The sequence below is a fragment of the Burkholderia sp. D-99 genome (assembly GCF_011605345.1).
Classification (GTDB): domain Bacteria; phylum Pseudomonadota; class Gammaproteobacteria; order Burkholderiales; family Burkholderiaceae; genus Burkholderia.
In genome coordinates this window covers 625,530-649,230 of record NZ_JAAOXM010000003.1, presented here as the reverse complement: position 1 = coordinate 649,230, position 23,701 = coordinate 625,530, and the positions used below count along the sequence as shown (strand labels likewise).

17 protein-coding genes are annotated in these 23,701 nt (G+C 69.2%); 9 read left to right on the top strand and 8 right to left on the bottom strand.

The window, feature by feature from the left end; all coding sequences use genetic code 11:
- Positions 1–162: 162 nt before the first annotated feature.
- The 4 genes from HAV18_RS17040 to HAV18_RS17025 all read left to right on the top strand — a co-directional run bounded on the left by HAV18_RS17040 (position 163) and on the right by HAV18_RS17025 (position 3,609).
- The gene (locus tag HAV18_RS17040; protein ID WP_166957766.1) at positions 163–375 is read left to right on the top strand and encodes a glycine zipper 2TM domain-containing protein; all 213 of its coding nucleotides are present in this window, start codon (positions 163–165) and stop codon (positions 373–375) included.
- 191 nt (positions 376–566) lie between these two features.
- Positions 567–815, top strand: a complete 249-nt coding sequence (locus tag HAV18_RS17035) for a hypothetical protein (RefSeq protein ID WP_166957764.1) — start codon at positions 567–569, stop codon at positions 813–815.
- Between the two features lie 144 nt (positions 816–959).
- Positions 960–1,886, top strand: a complete 927-nt coding sequence (locus HAV18_RS17030; protein WP_166957762.1) for a DMT family transporter — start codon at positions 960–962, stop codon at positions 1,884–1,886.
- A 442-nt stretch (positions 1,887–2,328) separates the two neighbouring features.
- Entirely contained in the window at positions 2,329–3,609 is a 1,281-nt protein-coding gene (locus HAV18_RS17025) for an EAL domain-containing protein (RefSeq protein WP_166957760.1), read from the top strand.
- Positions 3,610–3,667: 58 nt separating this feature from the next.
- On the opposite strand, the gene arfB is transcribed toward HAV18_RS17025, so the two are convergent.
- Genes arfB through recC form a run of 4 tightly spaced genes read right to left on the bottom strand, consistent with a single transcriptional unit; the run spans position 3,668 to position 13,456 of the window.
- Complete coding sequence (gene arfB / locus HAV18_RS17020; protein WP_166957758.1) at positions 3,668–4,072, bottom strand: alternative ribosome rescue aminoacyl-tRNA hydrolase ArfB; 405 nt, start codon at positions 4,070–4,072, stop codon at positions 3,668–3,670.
- Entirely contained in the window at positions 4,069–6,408 is a 2,340-nt protein-coding gene (locus tag HAV18_RS17015; protein ID WP_166957756.1) for an AAA family ATPase, read from the bottom strand. Before HAV18_RS17015 ends, arfB begins: the two co-directional genes overlap by 4 nt.
- Positions 6,405–10,115 carry an exodeoxyribonuclease V subunit beta gene (gene recB, locus HAV18_RS17010; protein ID WP_166957754.1) on the bottom strand — a complete coding sequence of 1,237 codons (3,711 nt, stop codon included), beginning with the start codon at positions 10,113–10,115 and terminating at the stop codon, positions 6,405–6,407. Before recB ends, HAV18_RS17015 begins: the two co-directional genes overlap by 4 nt.
- Entirely contained in the window at positions 10,112–13,456 is a 3,345-nt protein-coding gene (recC, locus tag HAV18_RS17005) for an exodeoxyribonuclease V subunit gamma (protein WP_166957752.1), read from the bottom strand. Before recC ends, recB begins: the two co-directional genes overlap by 4 nt.
- 182 nt (positions 13,457–13,638) lie before the next feature.
- Between recC and HAV18_RS17000 the strand changes: the two genes are divergently transcribed.
- The gene (locus tag HAV18_RS17000) at positions 13,639–15,930 is read left to right on the top strand and encodes an FUSC family membrane protein (protein ID WP_166957750.1); all 2,292 of its coding nucleotides are present in this window, start codon (positions 13,639–13,641) and stop codon (positions 15,928–15,930) included.
- Positions 15,931–16,221: 291 nt separating this feature from the next.
- Complete coding sequence (locus HAV18_RS16995) at positions 16,222–17,589, top strand: amino acid permease (protein ID WP_166957749.1); 1,368 nt, start codon at positions 16,222–16,224, stop codon at positions 17,587–17,589.
- 146 nt (positions 17,590–17,735) lie between these two features.
- Here the strand turns inward: HAV18_RS16995 and HAV18_RS16990 are convergent, their stop codons facing one another.
- Complete coding sequence (locus HAV18_RS16990; RefSeq protein WP_166957748.1) at positions 17,736–17,897, bottom strand: hypothetical protein; 162 nt, start codon at positions 17,895–17,897, stop codon at positions 17,736–17,738.
- 243 nt (positions 17,898–18,140) lie between these two features.
- Here HAV18_RS16990 and HAV18_RS16985 point away from each other — a divergent pair, with 243 nt between their 5' ends.
- Genes HAV18_RS16985 through HAV18_RS16975 form a run of 3 tightly spaced genes read left to right on the top strand, consistent with a single transcriptional unit; the run spans position 18,141 to position 21,640 of the window.
- Positions 18,141–19,184: a Fe(3+) ABC transporter substrate-binding protein gene (locus HAV18_RS16985; protein WP_166957747.1), complete on the top strand. Its 1,044-nt coding sequence runs from the start codon at positions 18,141–18,143 to the stop codon at positions 19,182–19,184.
- Positions 19,174–20,862, top strand: a complete 1,689-nt coding sequence (locus tag HAV18_RS16980; RefSeq protein ID WP_166957746.1) for an iron ABC transporter permease — start codon at positions 19,174–19,176, stop codon at positions 20,860–20,862. The genes HAV18_RS16985 and HAV18_RS16980 overlap by 11 nt, the downstream gene beginning before the upstream one ends.
- Before the next feature lie 4 nt (positions 20,863–20,866).
- The gene (locus HAV18_RS16975) at positions 20,867–21,640 is read left to right on the top strand and encodes an ABC transporter ATP-binding protein (protein WP_166957745.1); all 774 of its coding nucleotides are present in this window, start codon (positions 20,867–20,869) and stop codon (positions 21,638–21,640) included.
- Between the two features lie 42 nt (positions 21,641–21,682).
- Here the strand turns inward: HAV18_RS16975 and HAV18_RS16970 are convergent, their stop codons facing one another.
- The 3 genes from HAV18_RS16970 to HAV18_RS16960 form a co-directional block, all read right to left on the bottom strand.
- Entirely contained in the window at positions 21,683–22,153 is a 471-nt protein-coding gene (locus HAV18_RS16970; protein ID WP_011351482.1) for an Lrp/AsnC family transcriptional regulator, read from the bottom strand.
- A 246-nt stretch (positions 22,154–22,399) separates the two neighbouring features.
- A complete protein-coding gene (locus HAV18_RS16965; protein WP_166957744.1) occupies positions 22,400–23,041 on the bottom strand; it encodes an NAD(P)-dependent oxidoreductase in 642 nt (213 codons plus the stop codon).
- A gap of 129 nt (positions 23,042–23,170) precedes the next feature.
- Positions 23,171–23,626 (bottom strand): Rrf2 family transcriptional regulator, encoded by a 456-nt coding sequence (locus tag HAV18_RS16960; protein WP_166957743.1) that lies wholly within the window; start codon positions 23,624–23,626, stop codon positions 23,171–23,173.
- Positions 23,627–23,701 lie beyond the last annotated feature (75 nt).

Genomic DNA, 23,701 nt, shown 5'->3' with positions numbered 1-23,701 from the left:
CCCGTAGGCACACGGGTAAACCACCCGAAACAATTCATTACGAAACCGCTTGAGCCTTAACAAGTCCTTACAGCAGCGTCGGGGGGCGGCGCGTAGATTGGGTTCATGCGCGGCCGCCGGCCGGTCGCGTGTCCTCCGTTCACAACCGCAAGGACAACGATCATGAATTCGATACGGCGTATGGGAATTTGCGCGCTGCTCGTCGCGACCGTGGCCAGCCTGTCGGCCTGTGACTCGATGACGAGACGCCAGCGCGACACGGCAATCGGTGCAGGTGTCGGCGGCGTCGCCGGCGCGGCGATCGGCGGCAGTGCGCTGTCGACGCTGGGCGGCGCAGCGGCCGGCGGCATCATCGGCAACCAGGTCGGCAAGTAAGCGGCGCAGTGCGCCGCGACAGTCAGCCAGGCGGCGTTTTCGCGGTGCGAAAGCGCCGTTTTCGCATGCGGCACCGCAACGTGACCGGCAGCCTGCGCGGAAATGATCCGTTACCGTTTTGCACATCGTGTCATCGGCGCGCGGCCTAAGCTTAAGCATCTGCCGATTGCCGGCTCCGCCGGAGAGACATCATGAACAGGATCCTCGTCGCCGCGGCGCTCGCCTGCGTGACGCTCGCCGGCTGCTACTACCCGTACGGCTATTATCCTGGCGGCTATTACACGGCTGCACCGGTGCAGCCGGCCCCCGTCTACGTCGATCCGGGCCCCGCCTATTACTATCCGGCACCTGCCTATGCCCCCGCATGGGGCGGCTATTGGGGACCGGCGCTTTCGCTCAATTTCGGCTTCGGCGGACGCGGCGGCTGGCGCCACCATTAATCAGGTGTGACCGCCGGCACGCGGCCGTCCCGTGCCGGCAACCGGCGACATTCCCGTTTCTTGCCATTTCATCGAATCGTGAAACGACGGCGTGGTAACGAGGTGTAAGATCCTCTGCATCCCTTCCCCCGCCCTTCTCGATCGATGTCGCCCAAGAACGCCCTCCTGCTGACCGTGCTCGCTGCCCTGTGGGGTGCGTCGTTCCTGTTTATCCGGATCGGCGTCGTCGATCTCGGCGTCGCGCCGCTGATGGCATTGCGGGTGGGGATCGGCGCGCTGTTTCTCACGGGCTTCGCGCTGACGCGCTTCAAACCCGCCGATCTCGGCGCCCGGCTGCGCCGTCATGCGTGGCCGTTGTTCGTCGTCGGCGCACTGAACTCGGGTATCCCGTTCTGCCTGTTCGCGTTCGCCGAACTGACGCTGTCGGCCGGCGTGACGTCGGTGATCAACGCGACGACGCCGCTCTGGGGCGCGCTCGTGGCCTACCTGTGGCTGAAGGACAAGCTGTCGCTGCCGCGTGCGCTCGGCCTCGTGATCGGGTTCGCCGGCGTGCTCACGCTCGTGTGGAACCAGATCGCGAATGCGCACGGCGAAACGGGCGCCGCCGCGACCGCGCTCGCTGCCGCCGCGGCACTCGGCGCGACGCTGCTGTACGGCATCGCGGCCAATTACACGAAGCGCAAGTTGACCGGCGTCGATCCGCTCGTCAACGCGACCGGCAGCATGATCGGCTCGACCGTCCTGCTGCTGCCGTTCGCAATCGCCACCTGGCCGGCCGCACCGGTCAGCGCGCACGCGTGGGGCTCGGTGCTCGCGCTCGGCGTCGCCTGCACGGGCATCGCGTACTTCATCTACTTCTACCTGATCGCGCACATCGGCCCCGCCCGCGCGATTACCGTGACGTTCGTGATCCCCGTGTTCGGCCTGCTGTGGGGCGCGCTGTTCCTCGGCGAACACGTGTCGGCCGTGATGATCGAAGGCTGCGCGATCGTGCTCGTCGGCACCGCGCTCGCGACCGGCGTGATCAAGCGGATCCCCGGGGTCCGGCCGCGCAGCGGCGAAGCGACCTGACGATTCATCCGGGCGCGCGCGTCGCCATCGGCCGGGCCGTGATTCGTGACGGCCGGGCGGCGCCTGCCCACCGCCGCGCCGTGGCGGGTGCCGCAACGCTGCCGGCATTCCTCTGACGGCGACATTCGCTCGGCAGCGATGCCGGCCGCCGGGATTTCCCGCCTCATCGCGCGCGCGATGCCGCCGGATTGTCACGTGCGGCGGCAACGCCCTTCGCTTCGCGGCTGTCATGCGCGGCGCGCATGCGAGCGGCGTCGGCCGCGGCCGCATACCCGGGTGCGTCTGGAGTTTCCCTGATACGCGAGCGGCCCCATTCCCGGTACACTCCGAACACTTACCCGCAGAAGGCGGTCTCGATGTCCCACGTCCTTTCGCGTCCGCCGGCGCGTGCGACTGCTTCAGCGCGGCGGCGCGCTGCCGCGCCGCCCCGGGCACCGTTGACATGAAGCCCGCCCGCGACCTCTCGCTCGACTCCCTGCTCGAACGTCTCACCCCGACGCCCGGCGGCTGGATCGCCACCTATCGCACCACGACGCTGCGCAGCGTGTTCCAGCCCGTGCTGTCGATCACGCACAAGCGGGTCGTCGGTTACGAGGCGCTGCTGCGCGTCGTCGACGCGAACGGCGCGCTGATCTCGCCCGCCGCCCTGTTCGACAAGACGCGCGCCGATGCCGACGCGCTGCTGCTCGACCGGCTCGCGCGCTGCCTGCATACGGCCAATTTCGTCGCGCAGGGCATCGGCGACGGCTGGCTGTTCCTGAACGTCACACCGCGCGTGCTCGACTCGGGCCTCGTGCAGCGCGAATTCGTCGAGGCGCTGGGCCGGCATTTCGGGCTGCCGCCGAACCGGATCGTGCTGGAAGTCGTCGAACAGCCGGCGCGCGACGAAGCCGCGCTCGCCCGCACGATCGACATGATCCAGCATCGCGACTTCCTGATCGCGATCGACGATTTCGGCACGGGGTTCTCGAACTTCGACCGCGTGTGGCGCGCGCGCCCCGACATCGTCAAGCTCGATCGCTCGCTCGTCGAACGCTCGACCGGTTCGTCCGACGATCGCCGCATCATGCATCACCTCGTGTCGATGCTGCATCAGGCCGGCGCGATGGTGCTCGCCGAGGGCGTCGAGAACGACGACGCGCTGCAGGCGCTGATGGAAGCCGACATCGATTTCGTGCAAGGTTTCCAGTTCGGCCAGCCCGACGCATCGATCGCACATGCCAGCGCGGCGGCACCCGCGATGCTCGATGCCGCGTGGCAGCGCTTCATCGCCCGCCGGCACACGCCGGTCATCGCCGAGCAGCCGGGCTTCGACGCGATCGAGCGGCTCGTGCTGACCGGCGCAGCCGCGTTCTCCGCGAGCGGTAACCTGCAGGACGCCGCGCAACGCGTATTCGCCGTGCCGGCCGCACGCCGCGTGTTCGTCACCGACGAAACCGGCGAGCAGTTCCTGCCGTCGATCGGCGCGCGCGCCGACGACGGCCAGGCCGCCGTCACCCGCCTCGCACCGCTCTTCCCGGAAACCCACAGCAACTGGTCGCGGCGCCCGTATTTCCAGCGCGCGATCGCCGCGCCCGGACGCGTCGCGCTGATGGGCCCGCACTTCTCGCTGACAGAAGGCCGCGACTGCTATACGGCCGCCGTCGCGATCCGCGCGCAGAGCCGGCTCGTCGTGTTCTGCGTCGACTTCGTACTCGACAGCGCCGGGACCGTGATGCGTTGACCGGCGCGGCGGCGGGCAACCGACAGTCGTGCCCGTCGTTCGCCCGTTCATCCATTCGTCAGTCGCTCACCTTCCCTCTTCCCGACTTCACCGCGCTGCGGCGCGACTTGTGCTCGAGCCGCCGCTCTTTCGACGCACGTGTCGGCCGCGTGGCGACCCGTGCGCGCGGCGTGAACGCAACGCCGCCGATCAACGCATCGAGGCGCGCCAGCGCGGCCTCGCGGTTCTTCTCCTGGGTGCGATATTCCTGCGACTTGATCACGACGATGCCATCGCGCGTGATGCGCTGGTCGGACAGCGCGAGAAGCCGCTCCTTGATGACAGGCGGCAACGACGACGCACGGATATCGAAGCGCAGATGGATCGCGCTCGACACCTTGTTCACGTTCTGCCCGCCGGCGCCTTGCGCGCGCACGGCCGTCCATTCGACCTCGGCTGGATCGAGCGTATAGCGGATCATCATCGCGCAGCCTCCATGCGGCGCCGTGCAAGCGCCTCGTCGACGCGTGCCGCGAGCCCCGAATCGCGCTGCGTGCGCGTCGCGACCGCCTGCGCCAGCACGCGCCGCGGCCCGATCACCTGCACGCGCGTGCGCGCACGCGTGACGGCCGTATAGACGAGTTCGCGCGTGAGCACACGGCCGAACGATGCCGGCAGCACGAGCGCGGCTTCGTCGAACTCCGAGCCCTGCGATTTGTGGACCGTCAGCGCGAACGCGGTTTCGTGCGGCGGCAGCGCGGCCGGCGACACCGCGCGCGCGGTGCCGTCCGCACGCCTGAACCACACGCGCAGCACGCCGTGCGCGTCGGGCAGCGCAATGCCGATATCGCCGTTGAACAGCCCGAGCGCATAGTCGTTGCGCGTCACCATGATCGGCCGCCCCGTAAACCAGTGCGCGCCGACCGCGAGCGGCACGCGCGCCGCGTGGCGCACGTGCGCGGCCACGAGCGCATTGACGTGCTCCGCGCCGCGCAAGCCGCTGCGGGTCGCGCACAGGATCCGGAACCGGTTGAGCGCGTCGAACAGCGGCAGCGGATCGGGCACCGGCGCGGCCAGCGCGTCGCGCAACGCGTCGAGGTAAGCACCGAACCGCCGCGCGAGGCGCTCGAGCGTCGACGACGCGAGCGACTCGCCCGCATCGTCATGGAACGACGCGGCGGCCGTATCGTCGGCGGGCAACGCGTCGAGCGCGGCCTGCACGTCGCCGCTGCGGATCGCGAGCGACAGCCGCCCGATCGGCGAATCGAGACCGAAGCGGTAATTGCGTTCGAGCCAGACTACGCAGTCGGCGAGCGGTGCCGGTGCGGATGCCGCTGCGGGCGTGGCGGACGCGGCGGCGGGTTCGTCCGGCAGTATCGATGTAACAGACGCAAGCGCCGCATCGCCTGCGTCGAACGGTGGCAGCTCGACGGCGTCGAGCCACGCGAGTTCGTCGACCTCGATCCATGCGGAGGCTTCGCCTGCACCGCCTGCATCGCCGGTTTCGACCAGCACGGGAGCGGCGGCGAGCGGCGACACGACGTCGGGCGACGATATTTCGTCATCCTGTGGTTCGTCGTCGAAGAGTGACGCCTGTCGCGCATCGGTCTTCCGTCGCGATATCGGTTTGCGTGCGGCGACCGATGACGATGACGGTGCCGGTGCCGATCCCGATGCCAGTGCCGATACCGGTGCGCGAGCCGCGGCGGAAACCGGATGCGCAGCGGGAACTGCCGCGGTCGCGGCTTCGTCCTGCACCGGCAACGCCGCGACGAATGCCACCTCGTCGATGCCGAGCGCCTGCGCGATGCGTGTGCGCGCCGCGGCGGTAAACGCCGGCCGCGCGCTCAGCTCCGCGAATACGGCGCCCGCCTCGACCGCAGCCAGTTGATCCTTGTCGCCGAGCAGCACGAGCCGTGCGCCAGGCGCGAGCGCATCGAGCAGATGCGCGGCGAGCGCGACGTCGATCATCGACGCCTCGTCGACGACGATCAGGTCGTACGGCAGCGGATTGTCGCGATGATGCCGGAAGCCAGCCGCCCCGCCGCCGCCCAGCAACCGGTGCAGCGTGTACGACGTATCGGGCAGGCGCGCCGCGAGTTCGGGCGGCAGATCGCCGGCCCGCGCATGCAGTGCCTCCTGCATCCGCTGCGCGGCCTTGCCGGTCGGCGCGGCCAGCGCGACGCGCAGCCCCGGATGCGCATCGAGCAGACAGGCCAGCACGCCGACGACCGTCGTCGTCTTGCCCGTGCCCGGGCCACCGCTGACGATCGTCACGCGGCCGGTCAGCGCGACGATCGCCGCGACACGCTGCCAGTCGACTTCGCCGGTCGCCGGCCCGAAGTAACGCGCGAGACTGTCGCGCAGCCGGTCGGGTTCGAGACCTTCGTCCGGCGCGGCCGCACCGGCCTGCGCGACGAGCGCATCGGCAAGCCGCCGTTCGTAATCGAAATAGCGCGACAGGTACAGGTGGTCATGGCGATCGACGATCAGCGGCCGCTCGTCGCCACGCGCGAGCGCGCCGAACGCGACCACGCCGCTCGCGGCAAGCGCCGTGCGAACCTCGTCGAGCGGTGCTTCGTAGCGCTGCGCGAGCGCGCCGAGCGCGACGCACACGTGGCCGCCCGCGGTCGCACGACTCGTTGCGAACGCGGCACGCGCCGCCCATCGCGCGGCCGCAGCCGGCGCGCCGGCGCGGCGAGAGAAGTCGCCGATGCGACGCGCGAAACCTTCCGCGAGCGCGATACCGAAATCGGCGGGCTCGGGCAGCCGCGCGACGAGGCCACCGGTAAATTCGAGCGTATCGTCCTGCGCGTTCATGCGCGGCCCCCTTCCATCATCCGGTCGAGCGCGTCGACAAGCGCGCGCGCGGGCCGCCGCGCGTGCACGCCGGCCGGCTCGCCGCCGCTGCGCCAGCCGGGCCGAACCCCACGCACGAACAGGTACAGGTAGCCCGCGATATGCGTGTCGTAGTCGTAATCGGGCAGCCGCCCGCGCAAGTAGCGATGCAGTGCGACCGTATAGAGCAGCGCCTGCAGGTGATACGCGTGGTCGGCCATCGCGGCGTCGAGCGCACGCGGGCCATAGGCATCCGGCGTCGTGCCGAGATGGTTCGACTTCCAGTCGACGATCCAGAAGCGGCCGTCGTGTTCGACGATCATGTCGATGAAACCCTTGATGAAACCGGCGAGCATGCCCGCCTCCAGTGCAACGTCCGGGTAGTCGTGCGCGACCAGCAGACGGCGTAGCGCCATCAGGTCGAGCGACGGCGCCGGGAACAGGAAACCCATTTCGTCGAGCCGCTTCGCGGGATCGAGATCGGCGAGCCGCATGCCCGGCACGAGCTCGGTGCGCACGACGTCGTCGACCAGTTGCACCATCATCGCGGGCAGACGCGTCGCGAGTTCGGGCTCGGCCTCGACCGGCCGGTCGTGCAGCGCGCCGAGCGCGGCCTTCGGCCACGACTCGGGCTCCGTGAACCGGCTGAGTTCGAACAGGCGGTGCAGGCACTCGCCGGCCGCCGCGCCGCGCGGGAACACGAGGATGTCGTCTTCCGGCGGGTCGGACGCGACCGTATCGGCCAATAGCCACTCGCCATCCGGCGCCACCGCGGCAAGCGCATCGTGATCGGGCCGCAGTTCGTCATCGGGCACGGCTGCAACGCCCGCCTCTTCGCGCGCCATCGACGCGGTCAGCGAACTGAAGCTGGCCATCCGCCAGGCATCGCGCAGCACGCGCGTCGCATGGCGCGCCGCGAATGTCTGCGATGCGTCGTGCCCGGCCGCGAGACGCTCGGGTCGCGCGGGCGCCGGCAGCGGCGCGACGCTCACGGGGCCACCCGCGAGCGCATGCCACGCCGTATCGAGCGCGGCTTCGTCGGGCGGCTCGTCGAGCCATGCATCGAACGACTGGCCGGCGCCGGCGACGAGCCAGTTGAGCACGCTGCGCCGCGCTTCGCGCGTCGAGCGCGACGACAGGTACGGCCCGGCGACGACATAGCAGCGATAGACCGCGCGCGTGAGCGCCACGTAGACGAGCCGCGCGCGCTCCGCGGCCTGCTCGCGCAACGCTTGCCGCGCCGCATGCGCGGCCGCTTCGTCGTCGCACCCGTAGTGCAGCACCGCATCGCCCGCATCGTCGTGATATTCACGCGCGTCGGGCAGCGCGGACGCGGGCGGCTCGCGCAACCCGCCGTCGTTCAGGAACGGACAGAACACGATCGCGTATTCCAGGCCTTTCGATTTGTGCACGGTGACGATCTGCACGAGGTTGCGATCGGATTCGAGCCGCAACTGCGCTTCCTCGCCGCCGCCGTCGAGCCGTTGCGCGGCAAGCCAGCGCAGCGTCGGCGCGATGCCCGGCTGCGCGGACGCGCGTGCCTGCGTCAGTTCGGCCAGATGGTTGATGTCGGTCACGCGACGCTCGCCGTCCGCGCCGGCCATCAGCCGCTCGGCGATCCGCAATTCGCGCGTGAACGTGCGCCACATCACCGCGAAACCGCGTTCGCGCCACAGCAGCCGGTACCGCGAGAAGCGCTCGACCCAGCTCATCGCGTCGGTGCTGTCGGCCGCGGACGCTTCGTGCGGCGCATCGCCGTCGCCTTGCTCCATCCGCCACAGTGCGCCGGCATCGAGACCGAACCAGTCGGATGCGAGCGCCGCGCGCAGACGCCGCAGGTCGCCCGGCGCATCGATCGCCGCCAGCACACGTTCAAGCTGCTCCGCGTCGCCGGTCGAGAACACCGATGCCTGCGCCAGTTCCACGCTGCCGATGCCCCACGTGGCCAGCACGCGCTTCACGAGGCTGCCCTGCCGGTGCGTCTGCACGAGCACTGCGATATCGCCCGGCGACAGCGGCGACTCGCCGAGCCGCACGCGCCCTTCGCGCGCACCGCGCATCAGCCGCGCGATCTCGGCGGCACAGGCCTGCGCGGCCTGCGCCTGCGCATCGCGCTTGAGCAACGTGCCTTCACCGCCAGGCAACGCCCACACCCGGAAATCGCCGGCCGGGCCCGGATCGGTTTCGTCGAAGAACGGCGCGCGCACGCGCGTGCCGGCGCGCACCGCGTAATAGTCGAGCCCGTCGAGTACGAATGCATGCGGATTCGACATGAAGAAGCGGTTGCAGGCGTCGACGATCGCGGGCGTCGAGCGCTGGTTGACCGCGAGCGTGTAGCACGCGCTCGCCCGTGCGCGCGCGGCGAGATAGGTATGCAGATCGGCCGCGCGGAAGCTGTAGATCGCCTGCTTGGGATCGCCGACCAGAAACAGCGGGCCGCCCGGCGCGAAGATCCGGTCGAAGATCGCGAACTGCAGCGGGTCGGTATCCTGGAACTCGTCGATCAGCGCGGCCGGATAGCGCACGCGCAGCGTCTCGGCGAGCCACGGATGCGCATGTAGCGCGTGATACAGGTTCGTGAGCAGATCGTCGAACGAGACGACGCGCCGCGTGCGCTTGCGCTCGGCCAGTTCGCCCGGCGCCATGTCGAGCCATTCGGCGATCAGCGCGAGCCAGCGCGCGCGCTGCGCGGCCTCGGCGGCCGCCACGGCCGCTTCGAGCGCGTCGGCCACGTCGAAGAACGCATGCTCGGGCGTCGCGCCGCCTTTTTTCGTCGCCTTCACGAGCGCGGTGCGCGTGAGCTTCAGCGCGGCCTTCGGCAGCGCAGCCGTCGCGTCGCCCTGCGCGAAATGCGCAGCCCATGCGGCAAGCGCATCGGCAACCGCTTCGGGTTTGTGCGAGCGCTGGTTGAGCGCGGGCTGCGCGGTGCGCAGCAACGCATCGATCGCTTCGCGCTCGGCCGCCCACATCCGCCCGGCCTCGGCGAAGCATTCGGCCGCAGCGGCTTCGGCCGATTCGTCGGGCTCGGTCACGCCGTCCCAGCGCAGCGCGGCGAGCGGCTTCTTCAGCCGGCGCGCGAGCTGCGCATCGAGCGCGGCCGGCCCGGCGCCCGATTCGACGAGCCAGGTCGCAAAGCCCGGCCAGCGCGCGGCCGCCGGTTCGACGCGGGTGCGCCAGAAATCTGCTGCGAGTTCGAAGCGCAGCGACGCGTCGTCGGCCTCCATGTCGAACGCGAACGGCATCGCGGCCGCGAACGGCGCTTCCTGGAGCGCGCGCTGGCAGAACGCATGGATCGTATGGATGGCAGCCTGGTCGAACGCGCGCAGCGCACGCCGGATCCGTTTCGCGGCCGTTTCAGGGTCGAGCTCGCCGCCTTCGCCGAGCGTCGTCTCGAGCAGGCGCTCGATGAACGGATCGCCGCCGTCGTCACCCGTGTCGAGCGCATGCGCAAGCTGCGCGAGCCGGCCGCGAATCCGCTCGTGCAGCTCGGCAGTCGCTGCTTTCGTGAAAGTCACGACGAGGATTTCGTCCGCACCGAGATCCTTTTCCAGCAGCAGGCGCACATACAGTGCGCAGATGTTCCAGGTCTTGCCGGTGCCGGCCGACGCCTCGATCTGGTTGACGCCATCGAGCGGACACGCGAACACGTCCAGTTCGAGCGCCTGCTGCGGCTGCGACACGGCGCTCATGCGACCTCCTTCAGATGCTCGACGAGCGGATCGAACACGAGCCGCGCGAGTGTGGCGAACGGCTCGTCGAGCGACGCATGCGCACCGCGCCACGCGATCGCGATGGCCGGATCGTCGGCTTCGCTCACGACCCGCTCGTTGATCCAGACACTCGCGGCCTTGGCCTCACCGTCGGACACCCGTGCCCACGCGCTGCGCGGGAAAAACCGCAGCGGCATGCGCCGCCCCGCGCGAAACAGCGCGGCAAGCGGTGCGAGCTGCTCGAGCGGCGCCGCGACGGGCGTCAGCTCGAATGCACCGCCGCTGCCGAACCACAGCGTGCGGCGCGGGCCGCCAGGCTCGATGGCGCAGTAAACAAGATGCGCGAGCCACGCGGACAGATAATCGCGCGCACTCGGCCTCGCATAGCGGTAGATGATCTGCCCGGCAGGCGTCAGCCGGTTCAGCGTGCCGTGCAATTCAAGCGGCGCGCTCACCGCGTCGCCCGACAGCAGCGCGTCGTGCGCGCCGAACAGCGCCTGTTCGGTGTCGGGCCAGGCGGGCACGACGGTGAGCGAGAACGGCCGCCGCTCCATCCCGTCGGCCAGCGCGCGACGTACGTTCGATGCAAGCTGCGTCATCGAGCCAAGCGCCTGGTCGCGCCACACGGCGCCCGTCGCGCCGCCCGGCAGTTCGGGGCTCGCGTCCGCAATGCGCAGCGCGTGATCGTGCACGCCGCCCTCGTCCGATTCGATCAGCAGCGGCAGCACGCGCTCGGCCAGCGCATCGCTGCCGGCGAAGTCGAGCGCGAACGGCTCGGTGTCGAGCAGTTCGGCCTGCGCGTCGGCGAGCACGATGCCGAGCCGCGCGCGCAGCAGCGCGCGCGCGGGATGGCGCCAGAAGCGTTCGAATTCGCTGAATGCAACCGGCTCGACCGGTTCGGCCGGCAGCGGCTGCGCGAAGAACGGCAGCTCGCGCGGCCCGTCGCGCGACGCCTCGGCGGCCAGCAGCGACGCGAGCGTCGCACGCTCGGCGTCATAGGAAACGAGTGGGCTGCCCGGCTGGAAATACGCGGCCGCGAACGGTTGCAGCGGATGCTCGACAACGAAGGCGCGCCGCGCAGCATCGACCGCGTCCGGCGCGGCGTCGGGCCCGGCCGTGACAAGCGCGAGATGGTCGAGCAGTTCGTCGACGAGTGCCGCAGGCGGCAACGGCGCGTTGTCACGAATGCTGCGGCCCGTGTAGGCAATCAGCAACCGGTCGCGCGCGGCGAGCAGCAGGTCGAGAAACAGGTTGCGCTCGTCGTCGCGGCGCTGGCGGTCGCCGAGCTTCGGCATCACGGCCATCAGGTCGAATTCGTCCGCACGCGCGAGACTCGGCAGCACACCGTCGTCCATCCCGAGCAGGCAGACGACGCGATACGGCAGGCCGCGCAAGCTCGTCAACGACGAGAACGTGACGCCGCCCCAAGGCACCCCGCCGCGCGCCGGATCGTCGAGCGCGGCGGCCAGCCCGGCCCGGACGACGGCCGCCGGCAACGCTTCGTCGGGTGCCCCCTCCGTCATCGCGGCCAGCATCGCGTCGAGCGCATCGCGCACGCCCGCGAGCGCATCCGCATACGCGGCGCCCGAATCGAAGAAACGTGCGAGTGTGTCGGCGAACAATTCGCTCCAGCCCTGCGGCGTATGCGATTCGGCCAGCCGCCGCGCAAAGCCGTCGAGATCGTCGGTGAAGCGCGCGAGCCGGCCGAGCAGTTCGGCCTCGCTGCCGGTGGCCGCCTCGATCGGCAGCCATGCACCGACCGGCGCCGCGCCCTCCGGCATCGCATAACCGAGAAAGAGCCGTGCGAGCGCATCGGAGAACGTATGACGCGGCGACGGCACGGCCGTGTCGTCGTTCGCGAGCGGCGACAGCCCGCGCCGCGCGCCGGCGGCTGCGAGCCAGGTCTGCACCGTCTCGAGCGCCGCCGCATCGATGCCGTAGCGTGCTGCCACCGCGTCGACGCGCAGCCATTCGACCAGCTCGGGCGCACCGACCTGCCGCTCCGGCAACGCGAGCCAGTCGAGCAGCACGCGCGCGACCGGGTTCGCCTGCGACGGCGGCAGGCCGGTGATCCGGTAAGGCACGCGTGCACCGCCGGTGCCGGCCGTGCCGAACACCGCGTCGATCAGCGGCCCGGCCGCCGCGAGATCGGCCACCGCGACGAGCACGTCGGACGGCTGCAGGCTCGCGTCGGCATCGAACCACGCGAGCAGCCGGTCGTGCAGCACCTCGAGCTGGCGCGCGAGGCTGTGGCACACGTGCACCTCGATGCCGCGCTCGGCCGGTGCATCGCCGGTTTCGGCCTCCGGCTGCAGTTCGAGGATCGCGTTCTGCACGCGCGCGAGCCACGTGGACTCGGGATTCTCGACAAAGCGCGACGCATCGCCTGACGCGGCGCTTTCGGTCAGTTCGTGCAGCATGTGCAACTGCGCCTGCGTCTGCCTGCCCCACTCGGCGAGCAGCGGATGGCCGACTTCCTGGTAGTCGAGCCGCCCGGCCGCGTCAAGCGCCTCGGCGTGCGCGGCCGTGACGATGTCGAACCAGAATTCGCGGCACGGGTTCAGCGCATAGACGCGCACGTCGATCCAGCGCGACAGCTCGCGCAGTAATGCGACATGCAGCGGCGGCATCGTCGGCAGCGCGAACACGCTGACCGATTCCGGCCAGTGCGTGCGTGCGCGCGCGACGGTTTCAGGATCGAGATTGCGCGCCTCGACGAGGAAGCGGTGCGCCGGCGGCGTGCCGCTGTCGCTCAGCTCGGCGAGCAGTGCGCGCCACAGCGCGGCCTGCCAACGCTCGTCGTCGCGCGCGGCGTCGCTGACTCCGCGCGGCGCGCCGTCGCCCGCGAGCACGGATTCGCCGGCCTGCCATGCGGCCAGCCACTCGGGACGATAGGTCAGGTAATGATCGAGCACGGCCGCGACGCGGTGCGCCAGCTCGTAGCGCATCGCATCGTCGGACGCGGACAGATACGCGGCCAGCCGCGGCGACGCGAGCCACGGCGCACCATCGGATGCCTGTGCAAACAGCCGGTAGCAGCGCCACACGAGGCGGTCGGGTGCAAACGGCGAACGCGCGGGCACCGTCAGCACGCGGCCGATCTGCGCCCACAGCCATTGCGCGAGATACGTGAACTCGACGTTCGCGCATACGCCGTTGCGCGCGGCGATGTCGAGCTCGAGGCGACGGCGCAGCGCCGCACTCGGCACGATGACCTGTTGCGGCGCCCACGGGCCGTTGCGGGCCGGGAACGCAGCCAGATCCTCGAGCAGCGCGTCGGCCAGCGTTTCGTGACGGTTCGAATAGAAGAGATGGAGCATGAAGCAGGCGTCGGAACCTCGCACCGGCCGGGCCGGGCGAACAGGATCATCAAGGATAGCAAATGGACCGCCGCCGCGAACCTCGTCCGGAAAGCCAGGTTTTGCGGACCGCGAAATACGATAGACTCGTCGCCAGTCAAGACGCCGCCCCCGGGCGTCTTCGTCTGCCATTCAGCCCATCGATGCGCTATTCGGTCGAAATCAGAAAGTTTTTCTACAGCCAGTACTTTTTCGGCGGCCTGCGGATCGCGGTCGGCGTCTCGCTGCCGGCCGTGCTGTGCCTGATCGTGTTTCACAACCGTGAGCTCGGCTTCACGATCTCGACGGGCGCGCTCGGCGCATGCGTCGTCGACATGCCGGGCCCGCTCAAGTACAAGCACAACGAAATGCTCGCGTGCAGCGTGATCGGCTTTCTGGCCGCGCTCGCAACGGGCCTTGCAACACCGAACATCTTCGTGCTGTGGCTCACCATCGTGCCGCTCACCTTCGTGCTGTCGCTGATCGTCGTCTACGGCAACCGCTGGCCGCAGATCAGCTTCGCGACGCTGTTCATGATGGTGATGACGCTCGAGGAGAATTTCACGCCGCTGCAGGCGTTCATCAACGCCGGCTGGATTCTCGCGGGCGGCCTCTGGTACACCTACTGGGCCACGCTCGTGTCGCAATGGCAGGCGCGCCGGATCGAGCAGCAGGCGCTCGCCGAGAGCCTGTTCGCATGCGCCGACTACCTGCTCGCGCGCGCGCAGTTCTACGACCTCGATGCCGACCTCGACGAATGCTACCGCAATCTCGTCGCCAAGCAGATCACGGCGGTCGAAACCCAGGAAACCGCGCGCGACATCGTGCTGCGCAACCTGCCGAAGCTGCGCCGCGGCAAGCTCGATCCCGGCCGCACGACGATGTACAACCTGTTCATCAACAGCGTCGACCTGCACGAGCTGTTCGTCGGCGCGCACACCGATTACCCGCTGGTGCGCAACACGTTCGGCGGCTCGGACCTGATCATCTTCTATCGCGACCTGATCCGCAAGGCGGCCGCCGATCTCGAGGAGATCGGCCTCGCGGTGCTCGAAAACCGCGCACCGCATTCGCGGAACAGCGTGAAGGCCGAGCTGCGCGCGATCGAGTACGAGATCGAGCTGATGCGCAAGAAGAATTTCCCGGCCACCAACGCGGAGGCGTACGCGGCCGTGCTCGCCACGTTCCGGCGCATCTGGAGCGCGACGCGGCTGATCGACCGGATGCGCCGCAACCTGTCGGGCCACGCCGATCCGCAGCAAACCGAACTGAAGATCGACAAGGCGCTCACGCGCTTCCTGCAGCGCCGCCGGATGTCGCCGCTCCTGATCTTCTCGAACCTGAACATGCGCTCGCCGAGCTTCCGCCACGCGCTGCGCGTGACGATCGCGGTGGCGGTCGGGTTCTGGCTCGGCCGGCTGCTGCCGCTCACGAACGCGTACTGGATCGTGATGACGACCATCATCATCCTGAAACCCGGCTACTCGCTCACCAAGCAGCGCAACGCACAGCGGATCATCGGCACGCTGATCGGCTGTGCGGCCAGCATCGCGCTGATCTACACGGTGAAGGAGCCGCACCTGCTGATCGCGATCATGTTCGGGTCGATGGTGATGAGCTACAGCCTGCTGCTGTTCAACTACGCGGCGAGCGTCGTGTTCACGTCGTCGTACGTGCTGCTGATGTTCCACCTGCTCGCGCCGGGCAGCATGCGGATCATCGGCGAGCGCGCGATCGACACCGTGGTCGGCTGCATGATTGCGATCGCCGCGAGCCGGCTGTTCCCGTACTGGGAATACCGGCTGATGGGCAAGCAGGTCGCCGACATGCTCACCGCTACCCGCAAGTATTTCGAGGCCGTGTGGCGCGCCGGGCGCGGCATGTCGCCGCCGCCCGTACCGGCCGCCGACGGCGCGGCCGTCGTGCCGGTCGTCGCCGCGGCCATCGAGGCGCCGGCCACGACCCTCGACGACGACTACCGCTACCGCCTCGCGCGCAAGGACGTGCACATCGCGTTCGCGAATCTCGGGCAGGCGTTCCAGCGGATGATGATCGAACCGAAGGCGCACCAGCGCTTCGTGCCGGAACTGAACGACCTGCTCGTGCAGACCCACGTGCTCGGCGCGCAGATCACGGCCGCCGCGCCGCTGATCCGCACGGCTTGCGCGGCCGACGGCAGCATCCTCCACGACGACGCGCTGCATCGCGGCCTCGCCGCCGTGCTCGACAATCTCGAGAAGGCCGAGGCCGGCGAGCCGCCGCCCGCCGATCAGCTCGACGCGTCGAAGCAGATCACGCGCGACCTCGACGCAATGGTCGTGTCCGCGGAGAAATCCGACGCGGTGGGTGCCGAGCTCACGCACGACCTGAAGGTGCTCGCGCACCAGTGCAAGCAGATGCTCGCGTCGTCGCTGCTGATCCGCAAGGATGCGAGCGTGATCCGCCTGCCCGCCTGAGCGCGGCTTTACCCCGCCGGTGGCCGGCCCGCGCAAGCCGCGGATCGGCCACCGGCGCTCCCCGATTCAGCGATCCCCGAAGCATGACCCGAGCGTTCCACGCGGCCTGCGCCTTCCATGCGCGAGCGCCCATCCCCCTATTGCGTCCGTCGCGCCAGTCAGGGAATACCCGATTCCGGTCACCCGGCCCGACTTGTTATCATTCGTTCACATTTAAGTTGTATAGACAACTTAAGCCAATCGGACCGGCCCCGCTCGCCCGGTCCGTCGCATAACGATATCGGAGACACGATGAAAAACTTGCAGCGCCACCTCAGCGCGCGGCACATCCGCTTTCTCGCGCTGGGTTCGGCGATCGGCACCGGCCTGTTCTACGGCTCGGCGTCCGCAATCCAGCTCGCGGGCCCGGCCGTGATCCTGGCGTACATCCTGGGCGGCGCGGCCGTCTACATGGTGATGCGCGCGCTCGGCGAGATGGCCGTGCGCGAACCCGTCGCCGGCTCGTTCGGCCACTACGCGACCGAGAACCTCGGCCCGTTTGCGGGATTCGTCACCGGCTGGACCTACACGCTCGAAATGGTGATCGTCGCGATCGCCGACATCACCGCGTTCGGCATCTACATGGGCTTCTGGTTTCCGGATGTCCCGCAATGGATCTGGGTGCTCGGCGTCGTCGCGATCATCTGCGGGCTGAACCTGTGCCACGTGAAGGTGTTCGGCGAGCTCGAGTTCTGGCTGTCGATCATCAAGGTCGGCGCGATCGTCGCAATGATCGGCGGCGGCGTGGCGATCCTGCTGACCGGCATGCACTTCGGCCATTCGGCCGACGTGCCGACGTTCGCGAACCTGTGGAACCATGGCGGCTTCCTGCCGAACGGCGTCGGCGGGCTGGTCGCGTCGCTGTCGGTCGTGATCTTCGCGTACGGCGGCATCGAGGTGATCGGGATGAGCGCCGGCGAGGCAAAGGATCCGGAACGCGTGATTCCGCGCGCGATCAATGCAGTGCCCGCGCGCATCCTGCTGTTCTACGTGCTGACGATGGTCGTGCTGATGTCGATCAGCCCGTGGACCGGTGTCGGCAACGACGGCAGCCCGTTCGTGCAGATTTTCTCGGCGCTCGGCGTGAAGTCGGCCGCGACGATCCTCAACCTGGTCGTGATCAGCGCGGCGATCTCCGCGATCAACAGCGACATCTTCGGCGCGGGCCGGATGATGTTCGGGATGGCGCGGCAGGGCCAGGCGCCGCGCGTACTGATGACGACGTCGCGGCACGGCGTGCCGTGGGTCACGGTGCTCGTGATGGCGGTCGCGCTGCTCGCCGGCGTGCTGCTCAACTACCTGATGCCGAAGGACGTGTTCCTGATGGTCGCGGCCATCGCGACGTTTGCCACCGTGTGGGTCTGGCTGATGATCCTGCTGTCGCAGGTCGCGATGCGCCGCCGGCTGTCGAGCGCCGAAGTCGCGGCGCTGAAGTTCAAGGTGCCGTTGTGGCCGGTCGCGCCGGCACTGACGATCGCGTTCATGGGCTTCGTGATCGTGATGCTCGGCTGGTTCGAGGACACACGCGTCGCGCTGTATGTCGGCGCGGCCTGGCTCGCGCTGCTCGCGGTCGTGTTCTACGCACGGATCCGCCCGAAGTTCGCCCCTGCGTCACGTTGACGCACGGCTGATCTGCGTACGCGGCGCGCCGGTTCCGGCGCCCGCTTCGTTCCCGGCTCCGCGCAGCATCTGCCGCGCCGGCAGCCGGGGACTCACCCCTTCACATCCGGCAACGTGCGCGGCCCGCCGGGCCGCGCATCGGCACGTCAGTGCGACGCCGCGCTCGCGGACTCGGCCGGATGGGCCTCGTCGTACGCGTGCTTCTGCGAAATCGCGTTGTACAGGATCGTCCCGATCACGAGCAGCACGGCCACGACGATCAGGATGCTCACGTTGCGGACAGGGTTCTTCTTGCGCTGATCGTTCATGGTCGGGGCGACTCCGTCAAATTCATCGAAGCGGGCATTCTACGCGCTTGCGCTCCTGCTGCGACGCCCCGTTTCCGCTCCCCTTCCCCCATCCTCTGCCTGCCCGCCGTCAGCTTTCATTTGATAATCGTTCCCATTTCGATCTAGAATCCAGAGTCTTTCATTTTGTAATGTTCCGGATCGCTCGGGCGGCAGGCGCGCCCCGGAACGCTCCCTTCGTCCACCTGCCCCTCCGGAGTCTTCATGTCGAATCCGCGCACCCGCCTGCTGCCGCTTGCCGGCGCCCTCGCCCTTGCCGCCGCCGCATTCGCGCCGCTGGCCCACGCGGCCGAGGAAGTCAGCCTGTACACCACCCGCGAACCGAAGCTGATCCAGCCGCTCATCGACGCGTTCACGAAGCAGAGCGGCGTCAAGGTCAACACGGTGTTCGTGAAGGACGGCCTGCTCGAGCGCGTGAAGGCGGAAGGCGCGCAGTCGCCGGCCGACGTGCTGATGACGGTCGACGTCGGCAACCTGCTCGATCTCGTCGACGGCGGGCTCACGCAGCCGGTGCGCTCGAAGACGCTCGACGACGCGATTCCCGCGAACCTGCGCGGCGCGAACGGCGACTGGTACGCACTGTCACTGCGCGACCGCGTGCTGTACGTCGAGAAGGACCTGAAGGTCGATGCGTTCCGCTACGAGGATCTCGCCGATCCGAAATGGAAGGGCAAGGTCTGCATCCGCTCGGGCCAGCATCCGTACAACACGGCGCTCGTCGCGGCGATGATCGCGCACGACGGCGAAGCCGCGACCGAGAAGTGGCTGCGCGGCGTGAAGGCGAACCTCGCGCGCAAGGCGACCGGCGGCGACCGCGACGTCGCGCGCGACATCCTCGGCGGCATCTGCGACGTCGGCCTCGCGAATGCCTACTACGTCGGTCACATGAAGAATGCGGAGGCCGGCAGCGATGCGCGCAAGTGGGGCGACGCGATCAAGGTCGTGCGGCCGACGTTCGCGAACGCGAAGAGCGGCGGCACGCACGTCAACATCAGCGGCGCGACGGTCGCGAAGCACGCGCCGCACAAGGCCAACGCGGTAAAACTGCTCGAATACCTCGTGTCGCCGGAAGCGCAGGCGCTGTATGCGCAGGCGAACTACGAGTACCCGGTACGCGCGAACGTGAAGCTCGACCCGGTGATCGCCAGCTTCGGCACGCTGAAGATCGACCCGCTGCCGCTGGCGGACATCGCGAAGCATCGCAAGCAGGCGAGCCAGCTCGTCGACAAGGTCGGTTTTGACAACTGACGCAACAAGCGCCGGCGCGCGCCGCGCGCCATGCCGGCCGCGCCTGCTGCCACGCGCGGGCAGCCTGTGGCTGATCGCGGCGCTGGCGATCGCCGCGGCGGTCGCGGCGCCGCTTGCGGTGCTCGTGGCCGCCGCGTTCGACGCCGATCTCGCGCACTGGCGGCATCTCGCCGAATTCGTGCTGCCACAGGCGCTCGTCAATACGCTGCTGCTGCTCGCGGGCGTCGGCGCGATCGTGTCGGTCGTCGGTACCGGCTGCGCGTGGCTCGTCACCGCCTACGACTTTCCCGGCCGCCGCGTGCTCACCTGGGCACTGCTGCTGCCGCTCGCGGTTCCCACCTACATCGTCGCGTTCGCGTATCTCGACCTGCTGCACCCGATCGGCCCCGTACAGGGCGCGGTCCGCTGGCTGCTCGGCTTCGACAGCCCGCGCCAGTTCCGCCTGCCCGACCTGCGCTCGCTGCCCGGCGCGATCTTCGTGCTCGGCTTCGTGCTGTATCCCTATGTGTACCTGAGCACGCGCGCGATGTTCGTCACGCAGTCCGCGAGCCTGCTCGAAGCCGCGCGCACGCTCGGCGCGGGACGCATCGCCACGTTCTGGCGCGTCGTCGTGCCGCTCGCGCGGCCCGCGATCGCGGTCGGCGTGAGCCTGGCGCTGCTCGAAACGCTGAACGATATCGGCGCATCGGAATTCCTCGGCGTCCAGACACTGACGGTATCCGTCTACACGACATGGATCACGCGCTCCGATCTCGCCGGTGCCGCACAGATCGCGCTCGCGATGCTCGCGATCGTCGTCGGCATGATCGTGCTCGAACGCTACGGGCGCCGCCGCCAGCGCTACGCGCATGGCCGGCGCATGCGGCCGATCGCGCCGCGCCGCCTGACGGGCACGGCCGCATTGGGTGCCGCCGTGCTCGGCTGGCTGCCCGTGCTGCTCGGCTTCGGCGCGCCGGCCGCGTACCTCGCGGTCGAGACGGCCAAGCGGCTGCATCTCGTCGGCGGCGTGTCCGCACAACTGATGACGGGGCTCGCGAACACGCTGACGATCGCCACCGCCGCCACCGTCGCGACACTCGCGTGCGGGCTCGTCGTCGCATGGGCCGCGCGCGCGCAACGCGACAGCGCACGTGCGGGCCCGGCCCGCGTGTGCGCGAGAATCGCGAGCCTCGGCTACGCGGTGCCGGGCACCGTGCTCGCGATCGGCCTGCTGATCCCGTTCGCGGCGGCCGACCGGCTGTTCGGCGCGGCACTCGGCCGCGACGGGCTGCTGCTGATGGGTTCGACGGCCGCGCTCGTGATTGCCTATACCGTGCGTTTTCTCGCAATCCCGGCCGGCAGCATCGAAGCCGGCCTCGCGCGCATCCCGCCGTCGCTCGAACAGGCGGCGCGCTCGCTCGGCGAAACGGCCGGCGGCACGCTGCGCCGCGTGCACCTGCCGCTGCTGCGGCCCGCGCTCACGACGAGCGCGCTGCTGGTGTTCGTCGACGCCATGAAGGAACTGCCGGCGACGCTGCTGCTGCGTCCGCTGAACTTCGACACGCTCGCCACCTGGCTGTACGCGGAAGCCGCGCGCGGCACCTACGAGGAAGGCGCCATCGCCGCATTCGCGATCGTGCTGGCCGGGCTCGTGCCCGTGATCCTGCTCGCCCGCACCCGCCACAAGATCGGAGCCTGACACCGTGAACCTGCTCGAACTCGATGACCTCTGCCTCGCCTACGACACGCCGCACGGCCGCCGCTCGGTGGTCGACGGGCTGAGCCTCGCGCTGCCGCGCGGCGACATCGGCTGCCTGCTCGGCGCGTCGGGCTGCGGCAAGACCACCGTGCTGCGCGCGATTGCCGGCTTCGAACCGGTGCGCATGGGGCGCATCGTGCTGGACGGCACGCCCGTCGCGGCGCCGTCGCTCGACGTGCCGCCCGAGCGGCGCCGCATCGGCATGATGTTCCAGGATTACGCGCTGTTCCCGCACTTGAGCACCGCGGACAACGTCGCGTTCGGCCTGCGGCGCATGCCGAAGGCCGAGCGGCGCATGCGCGTCGCCGAGATGCTCGAACTCGTCGGCCTCGCCGAGTCCGGCGGCGCGTATCCGCATGAGCTGTCAGGCGGCCAGCAGCAGCGCGTCGCACTCGCGCGTGCGCTCGCGCCGTCGCCGGAACTGCTGCTGCTCGACGAGCCGTTCTCGAATCTCGACGTCGATACGCGCGAGCGGCTCGCGTTCGAGCTGCGCGACATCCTGAAACGGTCGGGCCACACCGCGATCCTCGTCACGCACAACCAGGCCGAAGCGTTCGCGATTGCCGACCGGATCGGCGTGATGAAGGATGGCCAGCTCGCGCAATGGGATACGCCGTACGCACTGCATCACCATCCGGCCAGCCCGTTCGTCGCGGATTTCGTGCGCCGCGACGCGCTGGCCGACGAACGCGCGCGCGCACTGGCGCGCGGCCGCTGAACCCGCGGGCGCGATGCGCGCCCGCGCCGTTTCAGTGCCGCGCTACGCCGGCTCGGCAAGATCGCGCACGGGTAGCGCGGTCGAATACTTGATCTGCTCCATCGCGAACGACGAGCTGACGTCGAACAGCGGCACCGCACGAATCAGCTGCTTGTACACGCGGTCGTAATCGTCGATGCCGGCCACCACGACGCGCAGCAGGTAATCGGTCTCGCCGCTCATCCGGTACACCTCGACCACTTCCGGCATGTCGCGCACGGCCTGCGTGAAACGCTGCGCCCATTCCTCGGTGTGCTGGTTCGTACGGATCGCGACGAACACGGTCGTGCCGACCCCGAGCTTGCGCGGATCGCACAGTGCAACCTGCGCGCGAATCGCGCCGGTTTCCTTGAGCCGCTGCACGCGCTTCCAGCACGGCGTCTGCGACAGGTTCACGCGCTGTGCCAATTCCGCGATCGGCAGCGTGGCATCCGCCTGCAACAGCTCCAGCAGCTTGCGATCGATGGCGTCCATTTCTCCAGTCCCTCGTAGATAGAAATTTATTCTATTCATCCTGCACAACGGGGAACAATATGAAAACCGCATCGCCGCGTCGACCGGTATAAATACCGATCCGGCATGCACGCGAGACGAGCGAATCCGCCGGCACGCGGCCCGCTCCAGACGAAACAGGCGATCCCGCCCGTCAAGGTGGAATCGCCTGGCGTTCCTGCGCGTACGGCCGGCCCCGCGCTCACGCGCTGCCGGCCGGCGCGCCGCTCAATACGCGACCGTCGCGATCTCGCGCACGAAGCTGTCTTGCTCGAGCGCGTCGACGAACGCGACCGCGTAGTCTTCCGCCGAGATCTTGCTGTTGCCCTGTGCATCCGCGATCAGCTTGCCGACGCCCGTGCGGAACGTACCCGTGCGCTCACCCGGGGCAATCAGCGCGGCCGGCGCGAAGAACGTCCAGTCGAGATCGCCGGCCGTCTTCAGGTAGTCGAGCGCGTCGCGGTGCGCGAGTGCGACCGCCTTGTACGCCTCCGGGAAACCTTCGCTGTCGACAAGCTGCTTGCCGGGTGCGACTTCGAGCGAACCGGCACCGCCCACCACCACGAGCCGTTTCAGCCCTGCCTGGCGCGTGCCGGCGACCAGTGCCTTCGCAGCCGCGACGACCTTCGCCGCATCGTCCTGCTTCGGACCGTACGCGCTCGCGACGACGTCATGACCCGGCAGCGCGGCCGCGATGCTGGCCGCGTCGAACAGGTCCGCCGCCTTCACGGTGATGCCTTCGCCGGCTGCACCGGGGTTGCGCGACAGCGCGGTCACGCGATGGCCGCGTCGTGCGGCTTCCGCGGCGATGCGCGAGCCGATCGTGCCGGTAGCGCCGAACAGCGCGATATTCAAAGTACGTTGCGTCATATCGATTCTCCAGTAAGAAAAATATGTAACACAGTTAATTACATATAAGACCGAAAAAAACGGGGCAAAGCCCCCATTGCGCCGGTCGCCGCGCCTCTCGCGCCGTCCGGCCTCCTGCCCTGCCGCCGGTCACCCGCCGGCGCGCGCCTCATGTTGCGTGCGCTGCTCCAGCTCCAGCACGTCGGCCGTGACGTCGGCCAACGTGCGCGTGGCAAGCGATGCTTCCATCGCACGCTGCGCATCGCCGATGTAGTCGATCAACGCACCCTGGATGTGCCGCCCGACGAGACACGCGGGATTCGGCGCCTCGCGGTGCAGCGCGAACAGTTGCGCGTCGTCAACCGCGCGATACACGTCGAGCAGCGTGATCGCGCCGGGCTCGCGCGCCAGCAGCGCACCGCCGCCCGCACCCAGTTGCGACGTGGTCAGCCCCGCGGCCGCCAGCATCGACAGCAACCGGCGGATCAGCGCCGGATTCGTGTTCACGCTGCCCGCGATGATGTCGGACGACAGCGGCACGCCCTCCTGCATCGACAGCAAGGCAAGCACGTGGACGGCAAACGCGAACCGGCTGCTGGTATTCATTCCTCACTCACTTGACGACGCCGGCCCGTCCTGCAGCCGGCGACATATGTAACCATCATAATTACATTTAGCGGA

Coding starts and splice junctions, on each gene's coding strand:
- HAV18_RS17040 (WP_166957766.1), top strand. CDS start 163: ATGAATTCGATACGGCGTATGGGAATTTGCGCGCTGCTCGTCGCGACC.
- HAV18_RS17035 (WP_166957764.1), top strand. CDS start 567: ATGAACAGGATCCTCGTCGCCGCGGCGCTCGCCTGCGTGACGCTCGCC.
- HAV18_RS17030 (WP_166957762.1), top strand. CDS start 960: ATGTCGCCCAAGAACGCCCTCCTGCTGACCGTGCTCGCTGCCCTGTGG.
- HAV18_RS17025 (WP_166957760.1), top strand. CDS start 2,329: ATGAAGCCCGCCCGCGACCTCTCGCTCGACTCCCTGCTCGAACGTCTC.
- arfB (WP_166957758.1), bottom strand. CDS start 4,072: ATGATGATCCGCTATACGCTCGATCCAGCCGAGGTCGAATGGACGGCC.
- HAV18_RS17015 (WP_166957756.1), bottom strand. CDS start 6,408: ATGAACGCGCAGGACGATACGCTCGAATTTACCGGTGGCCTCGTCGCG.
- recB (WP_166957754.1), bottom strand. CDS start 10,115: ATGAGCGCCGTGTCGCAGCCGCAGCAGGCGCTCGAACTGGACGTGTTC.
- recC (WP_166957752.1), bottom strand. CDS start 13,456: ATGCTCCATCTCTTCTATTCGAACCGTCACGAAACGCTGGCCGACGCG.
- HAV18_RS17000 (WP_166957750.1), top strand. CDS start 13,639: ATGCGCTATTCGGTCGAAATCAGAAAGTTTTTCTACAGCCAGTACTTT.
- HAV18_RS16995 (WP_166957749.1), top strand. CDS start 16,222: ATGAAAAACTTGCAGCGCCACCTCAGCGCGCGGCACATCCGCTTTCTC.
- HAV18_RS16990 (WP_166957748.1), bottom strand. CDS start 17,897: ATGAACGATCAGCGCAAGAAGAACCCTGTCCGCAACGTGAGCATCCTG.
- HAV18_RS16985 (WP_166957747.1), top strand. CDS start 18,141: ATGTCGAATCCGCGCACCCGCCTGCTGCCGCTTGCCGGCGCCCTCGCC.
- HAV18_RS16970 (WP_011351482.1), bottom strand. CDS start 22,153: ATGGACGCCATCGATCGCAAGCTGCTGGAGCTGTTGCAGGCGGATGCC.
- HAV18_RS16965 (WP_166957744.1), bottom strand. CDS start 23,041: ATGACGCAACGTACTTTGAATATCGCGCTGTTCGGCGCTACCGGCACG.
- HAV18_RS16960 (WP_166957743.1), bottom strand. CDS start 23,626: ATGAATACCAGCAGCCGGTTCGCGTTTGCCGTCCACGTGCTTGCCTTG.